We start from the raw sequence: 23,420 nt of genomic DNA, 5'->3' as shown, positions 1-23,420 counted from the left end.
TCCAACGCTCCTGAACATATCACTGATCAGTGAAGCGCGAGCCGGACGAGAGCCGCGCTCGCGAGCATGTGGTTCGGTGCCTCAGCAGGCTGCCGTAGGATTGCGGTGTCGGAGAGCCGCAGGAGCCGCAATGCTTCGGCGACCTGAAATCCGGAGGAACGTCCTGCATTGCCCGACGCGAACCCGAGAGATGAAATTATGCATGAGATCGACGAGGGCCTGCCGGACTATGAGGCCTCTGCTCTGCAGCACACGCCCTGAACGCGCGTACTTGCACTCTTTCTGCCGCACCGAAAGGCTCAGCCTGTCCTGCAACCGGACAGACGTCCGACAGCGGGGGCCGGCGGTGACGCTGGCGGTCATCGCCAATCTCCGAGAAGGTCCGGGTCGCCGCCAAGGGGAAAAACGCTACCCATGTATGCGGTCCGCAGAGTTACCTACGTCCCGGGACGATCAGAAATCTCTGGGTCGGTGAACAATCGCGCGCCGCGGTCATTTGATCGGAGGCTGTGCCCGGCCCGTGGCATGACAACCTCACGTTCCGAACCGCAGTTTCTCCGCTGCACGGCTGCCTGCCAGGCGGCTTAGCTCTCATGCCTCGCCCTGTTCCGCCTGCACGAAGTCGGCCGTCCGGGCGGATCGGCTTCTTCAGCGCAGCTGTCTGGCCAGCGCGAAGCCCGACCCGCCGGCGAGGCCGGGACCTGGATGGGTCGAGGCGCCGATGTGGTAGAGGCCCTTGACGCCGGTCGCGTGATTGCGCGAATGGGCGAACGGCCGCCAGACGAAGAACTGGTCGAGCGCGGCCGAGCCGCCATAGGGATCGCCGCCGACGAGATTGATGTTCATCGCTTCGAGATCGGCCGGCGAATAGGCCTTCCGGGCGATGACGCTTTCCGCGAAGCCGTCGATGTGGTTCGCCAGGATCGCCTCGATCCGGTCGGCATAGGCTTCGCGCAGGTCGGCCGTCCAGCGCCCGTCGGCCGGCACCGCGATCGCTCCGGCGGCATCGCCCCTGACCTGCCGCGGCGCCTCCGGGAGCTGCAGCCACAGGATGGCCGCGCCCTCCGGGCAGCGCGACGGATCGAGCGCATGCGGCTGGCCGACGCAGATCGTCGGCGTCTCCGGCAGCATGCCGCGCTCGCACTCGTTGACCGCCTTCGAGACGCCGTCGAGACCGGGCGTCAGATGGATCAGGGCGACATGGCCGAGACCCTCGGCCTTCCATCGCGGCGGATGCTTCAGGGCGTAGTGGATCTGCATGTCGCCCTTGCCGTATCGGAATGCGGCGGCGGCGTCCCGCGTGGCGGCATCCGCCGCCCCCGCCGGCAGCAGTCTCTCGTAGAGCTGGGTGGGGGTCACCGAGCAGACGACGCCCTCCCGCGCCTCAACGATGGTGCCGTCGGTCAGCCTCACGCCGGTGGCGCGCCGCCCGGAGATGCAGATTTCGGCGACGTCGGTGCCCGTCCTGATGACGCCGCCATGTTCGCGGATCAGTCCTTCGAAGGCCTCGACTGCGCGGCCAGCACCGCCCACCACCACCGGCGCGCCGGCGGCTTCGAGCGCAAAGGCGATGATCCGCGCCATCTCGCCGGAAAAGGCGCTTTCCGGCCCGAGACCGGCGTGCAGAACCCAGGGCGCCAGAAGCGCGCGGGTCAGCTCCGACTCGAAGCGGTTCTCCAGCCAGGCCCGGCCGGGCCGCAGCGCCTCGCCCAGCCGGGCAAGAAGCGCGCGCGGGCCGCGGCGCCGCGCCTCGCCGAGGAGAAGGCTCGCGGTCGGCAGAGTCCACAGCGCGCTGCCGAGCAGGCCGAACAGGAGGCCGGCGTCCCGCTCGACGGCTTCCATCTCGCGGCGATAGCGATCGCCCTCACCGGGTGCGAGATGGTCGAGGCGCGCGACGTTCTCCTCCCGGTCGGTCGCCAGCGCGAGGCTGCGGCCATCCGGGAGGAGCACGGCGGTCGGGTGCGAGCTATTGGCGAAGTCCAGCCCGTGGCGGGCGAGATCGGAGCCGAGTTCGGCGAAGGCCGGCGATGTGACGAAGAGCACGAAGGTCGCCGCCATCACGTCGTGGCGGAAGCCGGGGACGGTGATCTCCTCGGTGCGCATGCAGCCGCCGGCGACGGCCTCGCGCTCGAGCACGACAACGCTCTTGCCCTTCTTGGCGAGAAGGGCCGCGCAGGTCAGCCCGTTGATCCCCGACCCAACGATCACGTAGTCGACGGCCATGACGTTCGCTCCCGTCCGAATGCCCGCGGCGGCGGCGCGAACTGTCCGGCCGCGCGCCCCGGAAGCAGCCTATGGGCGGCGGATGCGATTGCAAATGTCTAAGCTTAAAATAATCTGGCAGGAGCGGGCGCGCTGGAGCGCCGCGCCAGCGTGCCGGGAGACGCCGATGGCTGAGGAATACGACGCGGTCTTCGTGGGAGCGGGCCATAATGCGCTCGCCGCTGCCGTCCATCTCGCCTCCAGGGGCTGGTCCGTCGGCGTCTTCGAGAAGAACGAGACCGCCGGCGGCGCCTGCCGCACCGAGGAGGCGACGCTTCCCGGCTTCCGCCACGATCTCTACGCGACCAATCTCGGCCTCTTCGCCGGCTCGCCCTTTTTTGCCGAGCACGGAGCCGCGCTCGCCGGCCACGGCCTCGCCCTGGTTCCCGCCGAGGACTGCTTCGCCTCGCCGACCCCGTCCGGCCGCTGGTTCGGCGTCTCGAAGGACATCGAGAAGACCGCCGCGCGCGCCGCCGCTCTGTCGGCCGCCGACGGCGAGCGCTGGCGCGCGATGTTCGCGACGTTTCCGGCCGAGGCGCCGCATCTCTTCGGCCTGCTCGGATCGCCGATGTCCTGGCGCTCGCTGGGGCGCCTCGGGTGGACGGCCTGGCGGGCGAAGGGGGCTCGCGGCAGCCTCGACCTCGCGCGGCTGCTCACCGCCTCGCCGCGCGAGTTCCTCGAGCGCGAATTCGAGGCGCCGGAGATTCGCGCCGCGCTCGCCGCCTGGGGCATGCATCTCGACTTCGCGCCGGACATCGCCGGCGGCGCCCTCTTTCCCTATCTCGAAGGCATGGCCGACCAGGCGAACGGCATGGTCATCGGCAAGGGCGGCGCCGACACGATCATCCGGGCGATGGTCGCGCGGATCGCGGAACTGGGGGGGCGGGTCGCGACCGGCGCCGAGGTGACCGCCATCCGCCACCGCTTCGGCAAGGCCGACGGAATCCGGCTCGCCGACGGCACCGAGGTTGCGGCGAAGCGCGCAGTCGTCGCCGGGGTGGCACCGGGTGCGCTGGTCGACCGGCTGCTGGGGGATTCCAATGGCAGCGGCGACGCCGGCTTCGACAGCGGCGCGCGGAAATTTCGGCACGGGCCGGGCACGATGATGATCCACCTCGCGCTGTCCGCCCTCCCCGACTGGTCGGCGGGCGAAGGGCTGAAGCGCTTCCTCTATGTTCACCTCGCGCCGGACCTCGACATGATGGCGGTCGCCTATGCGCAGGCGATGGCGGGGCTGTTGCCGACGGCGCCGCTCATCGTCGTCGGCCAGCAGACCGCCGTCGATCCGTCGCGCGCACCGGCAGGGCAGCACACGCTCTGGGTCCAGGTGCGCATGGTGCCGGGGATTATCCGGGGCGATGCGGCGGGCACGATCGCGGCGACAGATTGGGCCGAGGCGGGCGAGGCCTATGCCGACCGGGTGATCGACATCATCGAGGCCTATGCTCCGGGCACCCGGACGAAGATCCTCGGGCGATATGTCGAGACGCCGGCCGATCTGGAACGGCGCAACCCCAACCTCGTCGGCGGCGACAGCATCGCCGGCAGCCATCACCTGTCGCAGAACTTCCTGTTTCGGCCGATGCCGGGCTGGGCGCGCTGGCGCACGCCGGTCGAAAGGCTCTACCTCATCGGCGCCTCGACCTGGCCCGGCGGCGGGCTCGGCGCCGGCTCGGGATACATGCTCGCCCGGGAACTCGCAGGCCGATGAGGCAGGCGCGCCCGGAGCGGCGGTTCCGTCCGGAAGCGCTCCCGGCCTTCCGCCGCCCGCCGCAGCGACGACGGGGCAGGATGCCTCGTCCGCCCGCTGGTCCGGACGGTCCTCGTCTATCCCAGAACCTTGCCCGGGTTGAGGATGCCCCTCGGATCGAGCGCCGTCTTCATCCGCCGCATCAGGTCGAGTTCGGCGGATGAGCGCGAATAGGGAAGGTAATCGCGCTTCAGCGTCCCGATCCCGTGCTCGGCCGAGATCGTGCCACCGGCCGCCCGCACCGTGCCGTAGACGAGCGCAGAGATCTCGGCGCTCGGCTGCACGGCGCCGGCCGAAGGGACGTGCGCGACGAAGTGCAGGTTGCTGTCGCCGACATGGCCGTATGACAGCGCGATCGCGTCCGGCCACCGCTCCGCCATGGCGGCTTCCAGGCGTTCGACGACGGACCCCGTGACATGCGAGGGCAGGCCGACGTCGAAGGCCGCCACGGGCCCGAGCACCTTCGAATATTCCGACACGCTCTCGCGGATCGCCCACAGCGCGGCGACGTCCTTGCCGGAGGCCGCCAGCACAGCGTCCTCCACCTCGCCCGCCTCCAGCCTCTCGCCGAGCAGCGTCTCCAGACGCTCGGCATCGCGTTCGGCGTCGAAGCCGCTGACCTCGATCAGCACATAGAGACCGTGGCGGCCGCGCAGCGGCTGCGGCAGCGATGGCAGGCTGTCGCCCATGAAGTGATAGAAGCTCGGCCACATCACCTCGAACGACGTCAGCGACGGGCCGAGGCAGGCGCGCGCCGCTTTCAGGAGCGACAGCGCGGCGGCGAAGTCGCGGCAGCCGCACAGGGCGCTGGTCGAGAAGGTCGGCCGCGGCTGCAGGCGCAGGACCGCGCGCGTGATCACGCCGAGCGTACCCTCTGAGCCGATGAACAGCTGCTTGGAGTCGTAGCCGGCATTGTCCTTCAGCATCTTGTTCAGCGAGGTGACGACCGTGCCGTCCGCCAGGACGACTTCGAGACCGAGCACATGCTCGCGCGCCATCCCGTAGCGGATGACCCGGTTTCCGCCGGCATTGGTCGACAGGACGCCGCCGACGGTGCAGGAGCCGCGCGCGCCGAGATCGAGGGCGAGGAACAGGCCCGCCTCCTCCGCCGCGGCCTGCGCGGTCTGCAGCACCACGCCGGCCCCGGCGGTCATCGTCGCCATGGCGGGATCGACCTCCTCGATCCGGTTCAGCCGCTCCAGCGACAGGGCGACGCAGCCCTCGACCGGATGCGCACCGCCGGCAAGCCCGGTCAGCCCGCCCTGCGGCACGACGCCGATCCCGGCCTCATGACACAGCGCCAGCGTCGCCGAAACTTCCTCGGTGCTGCGCGGCCGGATGAGGGCGAGCGGGCGCACCGGCTTCTGGCCGCTCCAGTCGTGCCGGAAGCGCTCCGGAATCGCTTCTCCCGACACGACGATCGCGGGGTCGAGCCGATCGCTCAAAAGATCTTCCACCGGCATGTCCACGGCCCTGTCCTTCCGATGCGGCGGCGCCCCAGCAGGCGGCGCCCCCTCAAACTATATCCATCTGCATACGATAGCCGACCGACACCGTCGCGAGAAGCAGCGATGACGCGAGGTCGGATAGAAAACCACCCGATGCTGCACTTGCGCAGATCTTGCTGCACTGCAGTCGTTTTCGCCGCAAATTTCGACAGAGGGCGCTCATTTGATGATCATTCTGCGCAGGGGCGGTGCAGCATCGAAAGACTCTGCCGGAATACTTGCATCTGCATATTTGGCGCGATAGCGTGCAGGTAACTCAGGCGCCCTCGTATGGGGCAGTTGACGGGAGGCCGGGATGGCGGGTTCGCAGGGTCTAGCAGGGTTGGCGGAGATGCTCTTGTCGGGCGGGGTCGAGATCGTCGACCTCAGCGCGGTGCTCGGGCCGGATACACCGCTTCTGAAGCTGCCGCCGGAGCTCGCCGTCGACACGCCGAAGATCGAGATCCACAAGATCTCTGAATACGACAAGAACGGCCCGTGGTGGGCGTGGAACTGGCTGAAGGTCGGCGAGCACTCCGGCACGCATTTCGACGCCCCGCACCACTGGATCACCGGCAAGGACTATCCGGACGGCGCCACCGACTCGATCCCGGTCAAGAACTTCGTCGCTCCGGTCAACGTCATCGACTGCTCCGCCAAGTCGGCCGAGAACCCCGACTACCTCCTGACGGCTGAGGACGTAAAAGCCTGGGAGGCCGAGCACGGCGAGATCAAGCCGGGCGAATGGGTGGTCATGCGCACCGACTGGGATCGGCGCAACGGCTCGGAGGAGACCTTCCTCAACGCCGACGCTACCGGGCCGCATTCGCCCGGCCCGACGGTCGACTGCATCCAGTACATCATCGACAAGGATGCGATCGGCTGGGGCACGCAGTGCATCGGCACCGACGCCGGCCAGGCGGCGGGCATGGAGATCCCCTTCCCGGCCCACAACCTGATGCACAAGAACAACCGCTACGGCCTCGCGAGCCTCTGCAACCTCGACAAGCTGCCGCCGAAGGGGGCGATCCTGATCGCGGCGCCGCTGAAGATCGAGCACGGCACCGGCAGCCCCATCCGCGCGCTGGCGCTCGTGCCGAAGCAGTGACGCGGACAGGAAACGGATGCGCCGCGCGAGACGGGGTGCCGCGCGGCGGGAAGGCGCCGGCGGCGGTGCCCGCCGCAGGTTCGCGAAGGTGGTGAGGTGATGGACGACGTCCCGCGGGCGGCGGACGGCAGATCCTACGCGCTCGGCGAGATCGGCCTGCAGCAGTTCGCGCCGTATCTGATGAACCGCATCATGGGGCGGTACAACGCGACGCTGCGCGACGATCTGAAGGCACACGGGCTGACGACGCCGCAGATGCGCACGCTCGCCATTCTCTCCGCCATCGACGGACTGACGATCAACGAGGTCGCCGTCTACGCGGTGATCGAGCAGTCGACCATGAGCCGGACGCTCGACGCGATGGAAGGGCAAGGGCTGCTGCGACGCGAGACGGAGACCTCCGACAACCGCGTCCGGCGGATCTACCTGACCGAGAAGGGCCGCGCGCTGTTCGAGACGGTCTGGCCGGTGATGCGCTCGGCCTTCGAGCGGATGTTCGGAGGCGTCGACGAGGCGGAATACGCAGCCTTCGTGGCCGTGCTGCAGAAGGTGTTGCGCAACGTCCGGCAGCACGATTTCTGAGAGGATTCTTCGAAATGCTCGATCGGATCATCCGCCACGCCGCCGCCGGCTTCCTCGCTGCCGGCACCGCGGCCTGCGCCTTCGCCGGTCAGGCCGCCGCGGCCGACACGCTGCCCGGCATGCGCGGCATCGACCATGTCGGCATCACGGTGCCGGACATCGCCGAGGCCGAGGCTTTCTTCACCGGCGTTCTCGGCTGCCAGAAGGCGATGTCCTTCGGGCCCTTCCGCGACGACAAGGGCACGTTCATGCACGACCTCGTCAACGTCGATCCGCGGGCCGTCATCGAGAAGATCACGCTGGTGCGCTGCGGCCACGGCAGCAACATCGAACTGTTCCAGTACACCGCGCCGGACCAGGCGAAGAGCGAACCGAAGAACAGCGACATCGGCGGGCACCACCTCGCCTTCTATGTCGACGACATCCAGGCGGCGAAGGCTTTCTTCGACGCCCACAAGGTGAAGACGATGATGGGCCCGGTGCCGATCGAAGAGGGTCCGGCGGCCGGACAGTCGATCCTCTACTTCTTCGCGCCTTGGGGCCTGCAGCTGGAGGCGATCAGCTACCCGCACGGCATGGCCTACGAGAAGGGCGCCGAGACGGTGCTCTGGTCGACGCGCGACCCGGCCAAATGACTTTTCTTCCGAGACCGAGATGATGAAGGAGCGGCGGCATGGCTGAGCGATCGTTCGCCAAGGAAGTGCAGAAGCTTCGGCTCGGCGCAGGCGAGGAATTCTCCGGCGAAGGCATCCTCGCCATCACCAAGGCGCTGCTCCAGTGCGGTGTCGGCTATGTCGGCGGCTATCAGGGCGCGCCGATCAGCCATCTGATGGACGTCCTCGCCGACGCGCAGGACATCCTCGGCGAACTCGGCGTGCATTTCGAAGCCTCCGCCTCGGAGGCGACGGCAACGGCGATGCTTGCCGCTTCCGTGCACTATCCGATCCGCGGCGCCTGCACCTACAAGTCCACCGTCGGCACCAACGTCGCCTCGGATGCGCTCGCGAACCTTGCCTCCGGCGGCGTCACCGGCGGCGCGCTGATCATCGTCGGCGAGGACTATGGCGAGGGCTCCTCGATCATGCAGGAGCGCAGCCACGCGTTTGCGATGAAGAGCCAGGTGTGGCTGCTCGACCCACGGCCGAACCTGCCGTCGATCGTCAAGGCGGTCGAAGACGGCTTCGAGCTGTCGGAGGCCTCGAACACGCCGGTGATGCTGCAGGTGCGCATCAAGTGCTGCCATGTCCACGGCAAGTTCGTCGCCAAGGACAATGTGCGCCCACCGATGACCGTCGCCGACGCGCTGGAGAACCCGCGCCGCGACACCGGCCGCATCGTCCTGCCGCCGGCCTCCTTCAACCATGAGAAGGAGAAGGTCGAGAAGCGCTGGCCGGCGGCCGTCGACTTCATCAAGTCGCGCCAGATCAACGAGATCTTCGGCGCCAGCACCGGCAAGATCGGCCTCGTGATGCAGGGCGGCATGTACAACGGCGTCATCCGTGCGCTGCAGCGGCTCGGCCTTGCCGACATCTACGGCGACACCGAGGTGCCGCTCTACGTCCTCAACGCCGTCTACCCGCTGATCGACGACGAGTTCCTGGAGTTCTGCGAGGGCAAGGACGCCGTCCTCGTCATCGAGGAAGGCCAGCCGAACTATATCGAGCAAGCCTTCGGCGCCCTCCTCTACAAGAACGGCGGCACGACGCGTCTGCTCGGCAAGGGCTATCTGCCGGTCGCCGGCGAATATACCGGTCAGGTCATGCTCGACGGGATCGGCGGCTTCCTGCGCGACCACGCGCCGGAGATGCTGCCCGACGCGATCCGCGCGCCGAACCGGCCGGAGGAGAGCCCGGTCGATCTGCCGGAGCTCGCCAAGGTCGTCCCGGGCCGCCCGCCCGGCTTCTGCACCGGCTGCCCCGAGCGGCCGATCTTCGCCGCGACCAAGCTCGTCGAGAACGAACTCGGCCCGCACCACATCGCTTCCGACATCGGCTGCCACCTGTTCTCGATCATGCCGCCCTTCGAGCTCGGCGCGACGACCATGGGCTACGGCCTCGGCCCCGCCTCCGCTTCCGCCTTCAACTCGCCGGACGCCAAGCGCCGCTCGATCTCCTTCGTCGGCGACGGCGGCTTCTGGCACAATGGCCTGACCTCCTCGGTCGGCAACGCCGTGTTCAACCAGAACGACAGCGTCATCGTCATCGTCGACAACTATTATTCGGCGGCGACCGGGGGACAGGACATCCTCTCGTCCCGCGCCACCAACAAGTCGAAGTCGACCAAGCATCCGATCACCGAAGCGGTGAAGGGCATGGGCGTCAAATGGGTCCGGCATCTCGATCGGACCTACGACGTGACGAAGATGCAGGCGACGCTGAAGGAGGCGCTGACGACCGAGGAAAAGGGGCCGAAGGTCATCGTCGCCTCGTCGGAATGCATGCTGAACCGCCAGCGCCGCGAGAAGCCTCTCCTCGCCAAGGCGGTGAAGGACGGCGCGCGCGTGGTGAAGCCCCGCTTCGGCGTCGACGAGGACGTGTGCACGGGCGATCACGCCTGCATGCGCCTCTCCGGCTGTCCGTCGCTGTCGGTGAAGACGCTCGACGATCCGCTGCGCGACGATCCGGTTGCCCATATCGATCACACCTGCGTCGGTTGCGGCAATTGCGGCGAGGTGGCGGACGCCGCCGTCCTCTGCCCGTCCTTCTACCGCGCCGACACCGTCCACAATCCGACATCGGCCGAGCGCTTTTCCGCAAGGATGAGCCGGCGGGTGATCGACTGGCTGCAGCAGCGCCGCGAGAAGAAGCGCCTGACCTTTTCGGGAGCCGCCGCATGACCGTCGCCCTCGACCACCGCCCGGGCTCGGAGCTGTCCGACAGTATCCTCAGCGTCGCGATCCTCGCAGTCGGCGGCCAGGGCGGCGGCGTCCTCACCGACTGGGTCGTCGCGGTCGCCGAGCGGAACGGCTACCGCGCCCAGTCGACCTCGGTGGCGGGCGTCGCCCAGCGCACCGGCGCGACGATCTACTACATCGAGATGTGCCCGGACCGCGGCCGCCAGCCGGTGTTCTCGCTGTCGCCCTCGCCCGGCGACGTCGACGTGTTGATCGCCGCCGAGCTGATGGAGGCGGGGCGCGCCATCCTGCGCGGCTTCGTGACGCCGAACCGCACGACGCTGATCGCCTCGGCGCATCGCATCGCGGCGGTGTCGGAGAAGATCGTGCCCGGCGACGGGCGCGCCTCGGCACCGGACGTCGAGACCGCGGCGCTGAAGGCCGCCAAGGCCTTCGTCTGCTTCGACATGGAGAAGATGGCGGTCGAGGCCGGCTCGGTCATCTCGGCGAGCCTCTTCGGCGCGCTCGCCGGCTCCGGCGTGCTGCCGTTCCCACGCGACAGCTTCGAGGCGACGATCAGGGCCTCGGGGCGCGGCGTCGAGGCGAGCCTGCGGGCCTTTTCCGCGGCCTGCGACGAGGCGGCGCGGCGTCAGGGCTCTTCGGGGAGCGGCGCGTCCGCCGGCGCGCCCGAAACGCCGGCGGTGGAACGCACCCCCGACGCGCCGCTGCCGCTCGGCGGCCAGCCGGAGAGCGAGGACAGCGACGCAGGCGCAGTGGCCGCGGCCGCGGCCGCGGCGGGCCCGGTCGGCGATGACGAACTCCTCGCCGAATGGCGGCGGCTGGAAGCGCGGGTGGACGCCCTGCCCACGCCGGTCCGGTCGATGGCGCATGCGGGCCTGCGCAAGGTCGTCGACTACCAGGATCTCGCCTATGGCGGCGAATACCTGGATCGCCTGGGCGAGGCGCTGGCGAAGGACGACGCCGCGCACGGCTTTGCCCTCTCGCAGGCCGCGGCCAAGTATCTCGCCAACGCCTTCGCCTATGACGACATCATCCGCGTCGCCGACCTGAAGACCCGCTCCAGCCGCTCGGCGCGCGTGCGCCGCGAAGTCGGCGTCGACGACGAAGCCGTCCTGCATGTGACCGAATACTTCCATCCGCGGATCGAAGAGTTCTGCGGGACGATGCCGGCTGGCATGGGACGCTGGATCGAAGCCCGGCCCGACGTCGCGGGATGGCTCGACCGGCGGCTGAACAGGGGCCGGCATATCCGCACCGATTCAATGGTCGGCTTCGGCCTGCTCTGGGCGATCGGCGGCCTGCGCCGTTTCCGTCGCAGCCTGCTGCGTCATCAGGTCGAGATGGCGCATGTCGACGACTGGTACCGCCTGGCACTGACGACGGCCGCGCGGGACTACGCGCTCGCCGTCGAGATCCTGGCCTGCCGACGGCTGATCAAGGGCTACAGCGACACCCACGCACGGGGGCTGTCGAAATTCGACCGCGTGCTCTCCGCTTTGCCGATGCTTCAGGGGCGCGCCGACGCGGCCGACTGGCTGCGGCGGCTCCGCGAGGCGGCGCTGAAGGACGAGAAGGGCGTCGTGCTGGACGGCGCGCTGAAGACGGTCGCGTCCTTCGCCGGCGACGGCGAGGCCAGGCCGGCGGCTGCGGAGTAGTCGGGAAGGCTGACCCGCGTCCAGCGGGAGCGGCGGCCGGAAGCCCGGCCGCGCTGAGGCAACAAGAACGGCCTGCAGTCTCGTTTTCCGTGCGGGAGCGACTGCGGCGGAGCGGCCGAGAACTGCCGCGAGGGGGAAGAATGAAGCGGACGATGCTGCAGCCGGGGAGCGCCCTGGCGCATGTGCGCGGACAGGTCGCGGACCTCGAGACGGAGAACATCGCGCTCCTCGCCGAGCGGGCGCGGGCGCTGGAGGGCGTCATCACGCTCTGGTACGGCGAGAGCGACCTCGTCACGCCGCAGTTCATCCGCGACGCCGCCAAGGCGAGCCTCGATGCCGGCGAGACCTTCTACGTGCCGGAAATGGGCGGCCGGCCGGACCTCGCGCAGGCGCTCGCCCGCTACCAGTCGTCGCTGCACGGCCGCGAGATCGCCACCACCCGCTCGACGGTCGCGCCCGGCGGCATGCATTCGCTCTTCCTCGGGCTGGAACTGATCCTTCAGACCGGCGACAACGCCGTTTACATAGAGCCGCAGTGGCCGAACATCCGCCACGCCATCCATCTCCACGGCGCCGAGGCACGGCCCTATTCGCTGGAGCATCGGGATGGCGCCTGGCGGCTGGACCTCGACGCCCTGTTCGACCGCTGCGACGCCCGCACCCGCGCCATCGTCTTCTCGACGCCCGCCAATCCCACCGGCTGGACCGCCAGCACCGACGAGCTCGCCGCGCTCCTCGACTTCAGCCGGCGCACGGGCGTCTGGATCGTCTCCGACGAGATGTACAACCGGCTCTATTTCGACGGTGCCTGCGCGCCCTCGATAATGGCGATCGCCGAGGACGAAGACCTCGTCCTCTGCGTCAACGGCTTCTCGAAGTCGTGGGCGATGACCGGCTGGCGCATCGGCTGGCTGAATCATCCTGCGAGCGTCGCGCCGGCCGTACGCGCGATGACGCAGTACATGAATTCGGGCACCGCCCCCTTTGTGCAGGCGGGAGCGCTGGCGGCGCTCGAGGGCGGCGAGGACTTCGTCCGCACGGTGGTGGGGCGCTGCCGCACCGGGCTCGATATCGCCCACGACATCCTTGGCCGGTCCAACCGCGTCGTCCTCTCCGAGCCGCCGAAGGGCGGCATGTACGCCTTCTTCTCCGTCGACGGCGAAGCGAGCGCCGGCGAGCTCTGCATGAAGATCCTGAACGAGGCCCGCGTCGGCCTGGCGCCGGGCCACATGTTCGGCGAAGCCTCTCGTCAATTCATCCGCATGTGCGTCTGCAACGACGAATCCCGCATCAGGACGGCTTGCGAACGGATCGCACAAGCCTTCTGAATGGCGGCGGAGGACGATCGCACTCCGCAACCGTCGCCACCGTGCCAACCGCGACAAGGGAAGAGAGAAGCTGACATGAAGACATTGAAGACGGCCGTTCTGGCGCTCGGGTTCGCCGTCGCCGGTCTCGCCGCCGCCCCGCGTCTGGCGGCGGCCGACACGCTGACGGTGGGCGCCTATCCCGCGAACCCGCCCTGGGAGGTGAAGAAGGAGGACGGCACCTTCGAGGGCTTTGAGGTCGATCTCGTCAAGGAGATCGCCAAGCGCCTCGGCGACGACGTGAACTTCCAGGATCTCGGCTTCCAGGCGCTGTTCGCCGCGACCGCCTCGCACCGGATCGACATGGCGATCTCGACCGTCTCGATCACCAACGACCGGCTGAAGAACCAGGACTTCACGCAGGGCTATTACGACTCCGATCTCGCCCTCGTCACCCAGGTCGGCTCCAACGTGAAGTCGCTCGACGACATGAAGGGCAAGCCTGTCGGCGCGCTCTCCACCTCGACCGGCGAGACCTGGATCAAGCAGAACCAGGCCAAGTACCAGTTCGGCGACTACAAGGGCTACGACACCTTCCAGAACCTCCTGCTCGACGTGCAGAACGGGCGCGTCGCCGGCGGCATCAGCGACATCGGCGGCTTCCAGTACGCCATGAAGCAGCTGCCGCAGCTGCAGATCGCCCAGCGCATCCAGACCGGCGACCGCTTCGCCATCATGATGCCGAAGGGCTCGCCGCTGCTCCAGAAGGTCAATGACGCGATCAGCGCCATCAAGAAGGACGGCACCATGGCGAAGCTGCATGAGAAGTGGCTCGGCGTGAAGCCGGACAAGGGCACGTCGACCGTCGACGTCCTGCCGATCCCGAAGGCCCAGTGAGGGGCAGGAGCCGCAGGCTCCCGGTCCGCACCGACAAGGGGCGCGGCGATGCCGCGCCCGCATTCGCCTGACACGCAAGTCCGCCGCCGCCCGGCGCGATCCTCGGAGCTTCCATGGGCTTCATTGACACCTTCTTCAACACCGACGTGATGCTCCGGGTCCTGCCGATGCTGATCGCCGGGCTGAAGAACACCCTGCTCCTCGCGGTGACGACGCTCTGCCTCGGCACGATCGGCGGCATCGTGCTCTGCATCCTGCGGCTCTACGCGCCGAAGCCGATCGCCTATCTCGCGGTCGGCATCGTCGACATCTTCCGGGCGCTGCCGATCCTCGTCGTCCTGGTGCTGGTCTATTACGCCCTGCCCTTCGTCGGCGTGCGCCTCTCCTCCTTCGCCTCCGCCGTCTTCGCCCTCGCGCTGGTGCTCTCGGCCTTCACGGCCGAGGTGTTCCGCGCCGGCATTCAGGCGATTCCCCCGGGCCAGACGGAGGCGGCGCGGGCGCTCGGCATGCATTTCCCGATCGTGCTGTGGAAGGTGATCCTGCCGCAGGCCCTCAAGATCGCGACGCCGCCCCACACCTCCAACTGCGTCGCCATCGCCAAGGACACCTCGCTCGCCTCGGTCGTCGCGATGCCGGACCTGTTGAAGCAGGCGACCGACGCCCAGGCGCTGACGGCAAACCCCTCGCCCCTGATCGCCGCGGCGCTGATGTATCTGATCATCCTGTGGCCCGCGGTCCGCATGGTCTCGCTGCTGGAGAAGCGTTTCTCCCACGCGCGCTGAGCTTCGCCTCGCCTGCCCCGGCCGCCCCCGTCAACGACGCTGAAGGAGCGCTCGCTCCGCAAGTGCCGCCTGCGCGGTGACAGCCCGGCCATCCGTTTCCGACTTGCATTTGCGGTTGTGCGAGGTGACAGGTTGCCGAGCCGCCGAAAAATAGTTTAAGATTAAAAGAACTCGTCACGGATGCCGCCATTGCCCTCGTCGCCCGCCCCACGCCACGTTCTCGTCACCGGTTCCTCCCGCGGGATCGGGCAGGCGATCGCGGCCGCCTTCGTCGCCGCCGGCGAGCGCGTGACCGTGCACGGCCGCAGCGAGGCGAGCGCGAGCCGCGCGATGGCCGAACTCGGCGCGGCGGGCGCGATCGCGGCCGACGTGACCGACGCCGCATCGCTCCACGCCGCCATCGCATCGGCGATCGAGACGAACGGCCCGGTCGACGTCCTCGTCAACAATGCCGGCGGCGTCGAGACCGCCCCGCTCTCGCGCCTCGACGTCGACGCGCTGCGCCGGATGATGGCGCTGAACGTCGAGCCGGTGCTCACCGCCATTCGCGCGGTCGTACCGGGCATGAAGGCGAAGGGCGGCGGCCGGATCGTCACGGTCGCCTCGACGGCGGGGCTGAAGGGCTATGCCTATGTCGGCGCCTATACCGCCGCCAAGCATGCTGTCGTCGGCCTGACGCGGGCCTTCGCGCTGGAGCTGGCGGCGGCGGAGATCACCGTCAACGCCGTCTGTCCCGGCTATACGGACACGGCGCTGATGGCGGATTCGCTCGACCGGCTGGAGGAGAAGACCGGCCGCAGCCGCGACGACCTCCTCAAGGACTTCACCAGGGTCAATCCGCTCGGACGGCTGATCCGGCCGGAGGAAGTCGCCGACTGCGTCCGCTGGCTGGCAGGTACGGAAGCCGGCGCGATCACCGGGCAGGCGATCGCGGTCGCGGGAGGCGAGATATGAGTTCCACCCGCCCCGTGCCGCGCGAGCACGAGCATATCGACGCCGAGTCCAAGGTTGGCGAGAGCCCGCAGCACCACCGTGCCGAGCTGCGGCTCTGGCTGCGGCTGCTGACCGTCGCGAACCTGATCGAGGCGGAGATCCGCAAGCGGCTGCGCGAGACCTTCGACACGACGCTGCCCCGCTTCGACCTGATGGCGCAGCTGGAGCGTGCGCCCGACGGCATCCTGCTCGGCGAGCTGTCGCGGCGCATGATGGTCTCCAACGGCAACGTCACCGGCCTCGTCGAGCGCCTCGTCCAGGAGGGGCTGATCGAGCGTCAGGTGTCGGAACGCGACCGCCGCGCCGCGCTGGTGCGCCTCACCGAGCACGGCCGCACCGTCTTCGCCGACATGGCCCGCGCGCACAGCGACTGGGTGGCCGAACTCCTCGGCCAGCTGCCCGCCGAGGAGCAGAAGGCGCTGTGGCAGCGGCTCGGCGACCTGAAGCTGTCGGTGCACGCGGCGACCCGTTCCGCGCCCGACGAGACGAAGCCGGAGAAGACATGATGAAGCGCCAGAACGCCATCGCCGCACCGCTCGACGCGTTTTCGCCGGAGCACTTCCAGCTCTCGATCGAGGCCGGCATCGCGACCGTGACGCTGAACCGGCCGCAGAAAAAGAACCCGCTCACCTTCGAAAGCTATGCCGAGCTGCGCGACACCTTTCACGCGCTGCGCTTCGACGACGCGGTCAAGGCGGTGGTGATCACCGGCGCCGGCGGCAATTTCTCCTCCGGCGGCGACGTCTTCGAGATCATCGAGCCGCTGACGATGATGGAGGCGGCCGAGCTGCATGCCTTCACGACGATGACCGGCGACCTCGTCAAGGAGATGCGCGCCTGCCCGCAGCCGATCGTCGCCGCCGTCGAGGGCGTCTGCGCCGGTGCCGGCGCGATCGTCGCCATGGCGTCGGACATGCGGGTCGGCGCGGCCGGCGCGAAGGTCGCCTTCCTGTTCAACCGCGTCGGCCTTGCCGGCTGCGACATGGGCGCCTGCGCGATCCTGCCGCGCATCATCGGCCAGGGCCGGGCGTCAGAACTCCTCTACACCGGCCGCTTCATGAGCGCCGAAGAGGGCGAACGCTGGGGCTTCTTCAACCGGCTGACCGAGGCCGGCGGCGCGCTCGCCGCCGCGAGCGAGCTGGCGAAGGCGCTGACCGAGGGTCCGACCTACGCCAACTCCGTCACAAAGAAGATGCTGCAGATGGAATGGGCGATGGGCGTCGAGGAGGCGATCGACGCCGAGGCGATCGCCCAGGCGCTGTGCATGAAGACCGGCGACTTCCGCCGCGCCTTCGAGGCTTTCGCGGCAAAGCAGAAGCCGGTCTTCGAGGGGAACTGAGGCGGTGGCAGACAAGAGCTTCCTCGACTGGCCGTTCTTCGAGCCGCGCCACCGCGACCTCGCCGACAGGGCCGACGCCTGGGCCCGCGAGCACGTCCCCGGTCTCGTCGACCATCACGACGTCGACGGCAGCTGCCGGCGGCTGGTCGCGGCGATGGGCGCCGCCGGTTTTCTCGATCATGCCGCGCCGGAGGACGGGCGCTTCGACGTGCGCAGCCTCTGCATCCTGCGCGAGACCTTCGCCCGGCACGACGGGCTCGCCGACTTCGCCTTCGCCATGCAGGGCCTCGGCACCGGCGCGATCACCCTGTCCGGTAGCGAGGCGCTGAAGCAGGCGGTGCTGCCCGGCGTGCGTTCGGGCAATACGATCGCCGCCTTCGCGCTGACGGAGCCCGAGGCCGGCTCGGACGTCGCCGAGATCACGCTCTCCGCCAAGCCCGCCGGCAACGACATGATCCGGCTGGACGGCGAGAAGACCTGGATCTCCAACGGCGGCATCGCCGGCCACTACGTCGTCTTTGCCCGCACCGGCGAGGCGCCGGGCGGGCGCGGCCTCAGCGCGTTTTCGGTGCCCGCCGACACGCCGGGTCTCTCGATCGCCGAGCGGCTGGAGACGATCGCGCCGCATCCCCTCGCCCGGCTGACATTCGAGAACTGCCGCATCCCGGCCGCGAACCGGATCGGCGCGGCCGGCGGCGGTTTCAAGATCGCCATGGCGACGCTCGACGTCTTCCGCTCGACCGTCGGCGCGGCGGCGCTCGGCTTTGCCCGGCGGGCGCTCGACGTCACGCTGGAGCGCGCCCGCACCCGCAGGCTGTTCGGCGCCCCCCTCGCGGACATGCAGCTGACCCAGACGGCACTCGCCGAGATGGCGACGGCGATCGACACCTCGGCCCTCCTCGTCTACCGCGCCGCCTGGACGCGCGACGCCGGCGCTGCGCGCATCACCCGCGAGGCGGCGATGGCCAAGATGGTCGCGACCGAAAGCGCGCAGGAGGTCATCGACCGCGCGGTGCAGCTCCACGGCGGCGAGGGCGTGCGTTCGGGCTCGGTGCCGGAGACGCTCTACCGCGAGATCCGCGCGCTGCGGATCTACGAGGGCGCGACCGAGGTGCAGAAGCTGATCATCGCCCGCCAACTCCTGTCGCAGCCGGCCTGAGGAGCCCCGTCATGTCCGGGACCTGCCACATCGACACCTTCGTCCTCGACAACATGCCGCCGGCGCATCTGATGCCGGACTTCATCAACCTCGACCGGCTCGGCTATCCGGAGCAGCTGAACGCGACCGTCGAGCTGGTGGACCGGCATGTCGCGGAAGGGCGGGGCGACCGGCCGGCCCTCCTCGCGCCGGGCGGCGTGCGCTGGACTTATGCCGACCTCGCGCGGACGATCGACCGGATGGCGAACGTCCTGACCGGCACGCTCGGCCTCGTCCCCGGCAACAGGGTCCTGCTGCGCTCGGCAAACAACCCGACCAAGGTCGCGCTCTACATGGCGGTCATCAAGGCCGGCGGCATCGTCGTCGCGACCATGCCGCTGCTCAGGGCACGCGAACTCGTCCAGGTCCTCGACAAGGCGAAGATCGGCCTTGCCCTCTGCGACGCCTCCCTCGCGGAGGAGATGGAGAAGGCCGCGGGCGCAGCCGCCGAGCGGCCGCGCATCGTCACCTGGTCGGGCACGGCGGGCGGCGAGCTCGGCGCGCTGCTCGACGGCGTCTCCGACCGGTTCGACGCCGCCCCGTCCCGCGCCGAGGATCCCTGCCTCCTCGGCTTCACCTCCGGTACGACCGGCCTGCCGAAGGCGACAATCCACACTCACCGCGACCTCCTCGTCATCTGCGACTGCTACGCCCGGGAGGTGCTGCAGACGAACGCGGACGACGTCTTCATCGGCTCGCCGCCCCTCGCCTTCACCTTCGGCCTCGGCGGCCTCGTGCTCTTCCCCTTCCGCGTCGGTGCCTCGGCCGTGCTCCTGGAAAGGGCCGGTCCGCCCGACCTCGCCAAGGCCATCGGCGAGTACAAGGCAACCATCTCTTTCACCGCGCCGACGGCCTACCGCGCGATCCTCGCCAAGGCCGGGGAATACGACCTCGCCTCACTGCGGAAATGCGTCTCGGCCGGCGAGACGCTGCCGAAGCCGACCTTCGACGCCTGGTACGAAGAGACCGGCATCAAGCTGATGGACGGCATCGGCGCGACCGAGATGCTGCATATCTTCATCGCCGCGCGGGAGGACGAGATCCGGCCCGGCGCGACCGGCAAGCCGGTGCCGGGCTACGAGGCGAGGATCGTCGATCTCGACGGCAACGAGCTGCCGCGCGGCACGCCCGGACGGCTCGCGGTGCGCGGCCCGATCGGCTGCCGCTACCTCGCCGACGAACGACAGGCGGTCTATGTCGAGAACGGCTGGAACGTCACCGGCGACACCTATGTCGAGGACGAGGACGGCTATTTCTGGTTCCAGGCGCGCAATGACGACATGATCGTCTCCTCCGGCTACAACATCGCCGGGCCCGAGGTGGAGGCGGCGCTGCTCGCCCATCCCGCGGTCATGGAGACCGGCGTCGTCGGGGCGCCGGATCCCGAGCGCGGCCGGATCGTCAAGGCCTATATCGTCCTTGGCGAAGGCTTCGCGGAGACTCCCGAACTCGCCAAGGAGTTGCAGGAGCATGTCAAGCGCGAGCTCGCGCCTTATAAGTACCCCCGATCCATCGTCTTCGTGGATGCCCTCCCGAAGACCGAATCGGGCAAGCTGCAACGCTTCGCGCTGCGCCGACAGGCGGAAGACGAAGCGGCGAAAGAGGGAGAGAACGCGTGAACCTGTCTCGGCCGATCGTCGGCGAGGACGCGGCGTCCGCCGGACGCATGGAAGATGACGGCCTGACCGTGCTGCAGCCGGCTGGCTGGAAGAAGCCGAAGGGCTATGCCAACGGCATGATGGGACGCGGCCGCCTGGTGCTGACCGGCGGGCTGATCGGCTGGGACGAGACCGAGACGGTCGCCGACGGCTTCGTGCCGCAGGTCGAGCAGACGCTGAAGAACGTCCTTGCCGTGATCGCCGAGGCGGGCGGCGGCCCCGAGCACATCGCGCGGCTGACCTGGTACGTGAAGAGCATCGCGACCTACCGCGCCTCGCTCGCCGAACTCGGCGGTGTCTACCGCCGCGTGATCGGCCGCCACTATCCGGCGATGGCGCTGGTCGAGGTCTCCGACCTCGTGGAGCCCGGCGCGCTGGTCGAGATCGAAGCGACGGCCATCCTGCCGGACTGACGGCCTACGCCAGCCAGCGGCGGTCTGCCGGGTCCATGCCCGGGACACGCCCGCACGGCCCGCGCCGGCTCAACGATGCGAAGAAAGACGAGAGGATCGACGCCATGTCCACCGCCCCGGCCAACACGCCAGCGCAAGCCGCGCCGAGCGCCGAATTCGACTGGGCCGACCCGTTCCGGCTGGAGGACCAGCTTACCGAGGACGAGCGGCTGATCTACGAGACGGCGCATTCCTTCGCCGAGGAGAAGCTGCGGCCGCGGGTGATCGAGGCCTATCAGAACGAGACGACCGACCGCGGCATCTTCAACGAGATGGGCGAGCTCGGCCTCCTCGGCATCACCGTTCCCGAGCAATACGGCTGCGCCGGCGCCTCCTATGTCAGCTACGGGCTCGTCGCCCGAGCGGTCGAGGCGGTCGATTCCGGCTATCGCTCGATGATGAGCGTCCAGTCCTCCCTCGTGATGTACCCGATCTACGCCTATGGCGACGAGGCCCAGCGCCGGAAGTACCTGCCGAAGCTCGCGACCGGCGAATGGGTTGGCTGCTTCGGCCTGACCGAGCCCGACGCCGGCTCCGACCCCGCGGGCATGAAGACGAAGGCCGAGAAGATCGACGGCGGCTATCGCCTCTCCGGCGCCAAGATGTGGATCTCCAACTCCCCGATCGCCGACGTCTTCGTGGTCTGGGCGAAGTCGGCCGCGCATGACGGCAAGATCCGCGGCTTCATCCTCGAAAAGGGCATGAAGGGCCTGTCAGCCCCGAAGATCGAGGGCAAGCTGTCGCTCCGCGCCTCGATCACCGGCGAGATCGTCATGGACGGCGTGGAGGTGCCGGAGGAGAACCTCCTGCCCAACGTCTCCGGCCTTCGGGGGCCCTTCGGCTGCCTCAACCGCGCCCGCTACGGCATTTCCTGGGGCGTGATGGGCGCCGCCGAGGACTGCTGGAAGCGCGCCCGCTCCTACACGCTGGAGCGCACCCAGTTCGGCCGCCCGCTGGCCGCAACACAGCTCGTCCAGAAGAAGCTCGCCGACATGCAGACCGAGATCGCGCTCGGCCTGCAGGGAAGCTTGCGCGTCGGTCGCCTGTTCGACGAGGGCAAGATGGCGCCGGAGATGATCAGCCTCGTCAAGCGCAACAACTGCGGCAAGGCGCTCGACATCGCCCGGACCGCGCGCGACATGCACGGCGGCAACGGCATCATGGGCGAGTACCACGTCATGCGCCACGCCCAGAACCTCGAGACGGTCAACACCTATGAGGGCACGCACGACGTCCATGCCCTGATCCTCGGGAAGGCGCAGACGGGTATTCAGGCCTTCTACTGAGCGCCCGGAAATCCGACCGGTCGCGGCGCTGCGGTGGCCGGTCGTCCCGGAGGCCTACGGGCGGACGCCCGAACAGCGGCCTCCCGGACGGGAAACGGCTGCCGCCTACCGCGTTCGACCATATCAGGTCACCGCCCGCCGGACGCTGAACTCCGGTCGCCGCCATTCTCCGGAGGCAAGCACCTCGCCCAGGATCTCCGCCGCGTCGAAGGCGTCGACGAAGCGCGTGTAGAGCGGCGCGAAGCCGAACCGGAGGATGTCCGGCGCCCGGAAGTCGCCGATCACGCCGCGCGCGATCAGCGCCTGCATCACAGCGTAAGCATCCGGATGCGCGAAGGAGACCTGGCTGCCCCGCCGGGCGGCATCGCGCGGGCTGACGAGGCTGACGCCATACCCGCCGCAGAGCGCCTCGACGCGGGTGAGGAACAGCTCGCACAGGGCAACGGACTTTTCGCGCAGCCGCGCCAGATCCATCGTCTCGAACAGATCGAGCGCCGCGTCTAGTGCGCTCATCGAGATGACCGCCGGCGTCCCCGTCAGAAAGCGGTCGATGCCTTGCGCGGGCTCGTAGGAGCTGTCGAAGCGAAAGGGCGCGGCGTGCCCGAACCAGCCGGACAGCGGCTGCACCGCCCGCTCCTGCAGCCGCGGCGCGGCATAGAGGAAGGCCGGCGCTCCGGGGCCGCCGTTCAGATATTTGTAGCCGCAGCCGATTGCGAAATCCGCATCCGCGCCTGAGAGATCGAGCGGCATGGCGCCGGCGGAATGGGCGAGATCCCAGACCGTCAGCGCCCCATGCTCATGCGCCAGGCGGGTCGTCGCCGCCATGTCGTGAACAAGGCCGGTGCGGTAGCTGACATGCGTCAGCATCAGCACCGCGACCGTCTCGTCCAGCGCGGCGGGAATCTCCGCGGGATCGTCCACCAGCCGCAGCTCGTGACCCTGCCCGGCGAGCGCCGCAAGGCCCTCGGCGATGTAGAGGTCGGTCGGAAAATTGCTGCGCTCGGAGACGATCACCCGGCGGGACGGATTGAGGGCGACCGCGGCGGCCAGCACCTTGAACAGGTTGACCGAGGTCGAGTCGGCCGCGACCACGCTCGCCTGCGGCGCGCCGATCAGGCGGGCGATCTTGTCGCCGACCCGGCGCGGCAGATCGACCCAGCCGGCCGCGTTCCACGAGCCGATCAGCCCGTCGCCCCATTCCCGTTCGATGACGTCACGGACGCGGTCGCGGACGCCGTGCGACATCGGTCCGAGAGAGTTGCCGTCGAGATAGATCAGCCCTTCCGGCATGTGGAAGGCGTCGCGCATCGCAGCCAGCGGATCGCGCCGGTCGAACGCCTCCGCTTCTTCCCGCGATCCGATCGCCTCGTCCGTCCCGGTTCTCGTCATGTCGTCACGCTTCTCCTCCCGACCCTGTCCCGCCGCGCCGATCCCACTCCTCCGGCTTCGCCAGAGGCAGATCGGGCAGAGCGCGGCACTTCGGTCATGGGCGCGGACGGTAGCGCGGATCGCCGTAGAAGTCGCGCATGGCTTCGAAAAGGGCGGGATGCGCCGCGGCCTGAGCGCATCCTCCGCTCCAATGGGCTGCCCGGCAAGCCGAGGGCGAGCGTCCCTGCGATGCCGATGTCCGAGACGCCGCGACGGTGCCGGCATAAGCGGCTCCCGACCGCCGCTTTGCAGGCTTGCCGCCCAGCATTCCATCCGCGTCTCCGCAAGTTTGTTGACACCCCCGACGCAATCGCTTTAAGCTTGAAATATCGGTTCAGGGCGGGTCCTCGAAGGCCTTCAGAGACCGCGACGTCCCGGTCTT

General features: G+C 69.0%; 19 protein-coding genes. 16 read left to right on the top strand and 3 right to left on the bottom strand.

Translation table 11 applies throughout. The features are described from left to right. Positions 1-648: 648 nt before the first annotated feature. The gene (locus tag AB5S17_RS16140) at positions 649-2,223 is read right to left on the bottom strand and encodes a phytoene desaturase family protein (protein ID WP_369241174.1); all 1,575 of its coding nucleotides are present in this window, start codon (positions 2,221-2,223) and stop codon (positions 649-651) included. 166 nt (positions 2,224-2,389) lie between these two features. On the opposite strand from AB5S17_RS16140, the gene AB5S17_RS16135 reads away from it, so the two are divergent. Then, a complete protein-coding gene (locus tag AB5S17_RS16135) occupies positions 2,390-3,973 on the top strand; it encodes a phytoene desaturase family protein (protein WP_369241172.1) in 1,584 nt (527 codons plus the stop codon). 116 nt (positions 3,974-4,089) lie between these two features. Here the strand turns inward: AB5S17_RS16135 and AB5S17_RS16130 are convergent, their stop codons facing one another. Next, positions 4,090-5,475, bottom strand: coding sequence for an FAD-binding oxidoreductase (locus AB5S17_RS16130; protein ID WP_369241170.1), 1,386 nt, complete (start codon positions 5,473-5,475; stop codon positions 4,090-4,092). A 340-nt stretch (positions 5,476-5,815) separates the two neighbouring features. On the opposite strand from AB5S17_RS16130, the gene AB5S17_RS16125 reads away from it, so the two are divergent. From AB5S17_RS16125 to AB5S17_RS16055, 15 genes are all read left to right on the top strand, one after another. Continuing rightward, entirely contained in the window at positions 5,816-6,607 is a 792-nt protein-coding gene (locus tag AB5S17_RS16125) for a cyclase family protein (RefSeq protein ID WP_369241168.1), read from the top strand. Positions 6,608-6,706: 99 nt separating this feature from the next. After that, entirely contained in the window at positions 6,707-7,189 is a 483-nt protein-coding gene (locus AB5S17_RS16120; protein ID WP_369241166.1) for a MarR family winged helix-turn-helix transcriptional regulator, read from the top strand. Positions 7,190-7,308: 119 nt separating this feature from the next. Beyond that, a complete protein-coding gene (locus AB5S17_RS16115) occupies positions 7,309-7,824 on the top strand; it encodes a VOC family protein (RefSeq protein WP_369241339.1) in 516 nt (171 codons plus the stop codon). 38 nt (positions 7,825-7,862) lie between these two features. Further along, a complete protein-coding gene (locus AB5S17_RS16110) occupies positions 7,863-10,025 on the top strand; it encodes a thiamine pyrophosphate-dependent enzyme (RefSeq protein ID WP_369241164.1) in 2,163 nt (720 codons plus the stop codon). After that, on the top strand, positions 10,022-11,698 hold the full coding sequence (locus AB5S17_RS16105; RefSeq protein WP_369241162.1) for an indolepyruvate oxidoreductase subunit beta family protein: 1,677 nt from the start codon (positions 10,022-10,024) through the stop codon (positions 11,696-11,698). The genes AB5S17_RS16110 and AB5S17_RS16105 overlap by 4 nt, the downstream gene beginning before the upstream one ends. A 140-nt stretch (positions 11,699-11,838) precedes the next feature. Continuing rightward, positions 11,839-13,026, top strand: coding sequence for a pyridoxal phosphate-dependent aminotransferase (locus AB5S17_RS16100; protein WP_369241160.1), 1,188 nt, complete (start codon positions 11,839-11,841; stop codon positions 13,024-13,026). A gap of 75 nt (positions 13,027-13,101) precedes the next feature. Beyond that, positions 13,102-13,902 carry an ABC transporter substrate-binding protein gene (locus AB5S17_RS16095; protein ID WP_369241158.1) on the top strand — a complete coding sequence of 267 codons (801 nt, stop codon included), beginning with the start codon at positions 13,102-13,104 and terminating at the stop codon, positions 13,900-13,902. 113 nt (positions 13,903-14,015) lie between these two features. After that, on the top strand, positions 14,016-14,684 hold the full coding sequence (locus AB5S17_RS16090; RefSeq protein WP_369241156.1) for an amino acid ABC transporter permease: 669 nt from the start codon (positions 14,016-14,018) through the stop codon (positions 14,682-14,684). A gap of 180 nt (positions 14,685-14,864) precedes the next feature. Continuing rightward, entirely contained in the window at positions 14,865-15,638 is a 774-nt protein-coding gene (locus AB5S17_RS16085; protein WP_369241154.1) for an SDR family NAD(P)-dependent oxidoreductase, read from the top strand. Beyond that, positions 15,635-16,183, top strand: coding sequence for a MarR family winged helix-turn-helix transcriptional regulator (locus AB5S17_RS16080; protein ID WP_369241152.1), 549 nt, complete (start codon positions 15,635-15,637; stop codon positions 16,181-16,183). The genes AB5S17_RS16085 and AB5S17_RS16080 overlap by 4 nt, the downstream gene beginning before the upstream one ends. After that, on the top strand, positions 16,180-17,016 hold the full coding sequence (locus AB5S17_RS16075) for an enoyl-CoA hydratase family protein (protein WP_369241150.1): 837 nt from the start codon (positions 16,180-16,182) through the stop codon (positions 17,014-17,016). The genes AB5S17_RS16080 and AB5S17_RS16075 overlap by 4 nt, the downstream gene beginning before the upstream one ends. A gap of 4 nt (positions 17,017-17,020) precedes the next feature. Continuing rightward, on the top strand, positions 17,021-18,175 hold the full coding sequence (locus AB5S17_RS16070) for an acyl-CoA dehydrogenase family protein (protein ID WP_369241148.1): 1,155 nt from the start codon (positions 17,021-17,023) through the stop codon (positions 18,173-18,175). 11 nt (positions 18,176-18,186) lie between these two features. Further along, entirely contained in the window at positions 18,187-19,833 is a 1,647-nt protein-coding gene (locus AB5S17_RS16065) for an AMP-binding protein (RefSeq protein ID WP_369241146.1), read from the top strand. 47 nt (positions 19,834-19,880) lie between these two features. Then, on the top strand, positions 19,881-20,285 hold the full coding sequence (locus AB5S17_RS16060; RefSeq protein WP_369241337.1) for a RidA family protein: 405 nt from the start codon (positions 19,881-19,883) through the stop codon (positions 20,283-20,285). A gap of 104 nt (positions 20,286-20,389) precedes the next feature. Continuing rightward, a complete protein-coding gene (locus tag AB5S17_RS16055) occupies positions 20,390-21,610 on the top strand; it encodes an acyl-CoA dehydrogenase (protein ID WP_369241144.1) in 1,221 nt (406 codons plus the stop codon). A 123-nt stretch (positions 21,611-21,733) separates the two neighbouring features. Here AB5S17_RS16055 and kynU read toward each other — a convergent pair whose 3' ends face one another. Continuing rightward, the gene (gene kynU / locus AB5S17_RS16050) at positions 21,734-22,999 is read right to left on the bottom strand and encodes a kynureninase (RefSeq protein WP_369241142.1); all 1,266 of its coding nucleotides are present in this window, start codon (positions 22,997-22,999) and stop codon (positions 21,734-21,736) included. Positions 23,000-23,420 lie beyond the last annotated feature (421 nt).

Origin of the sequence: Jiella sp. M17.18, assembly GCF_041027365.1 — a bacterium.
In the GTDB taxonomy this organism is placed as follows: domain Bacteria; phylum Pseudomonadota; class Alphaproteobacteria; order Rhizobiales; family Rhizobiaceae; genus VKMB-3413.
Note: the sequence above shows the minus strand (reverse complement) of the source record. Positions and strands in the feature narration are given on the sequence as shown.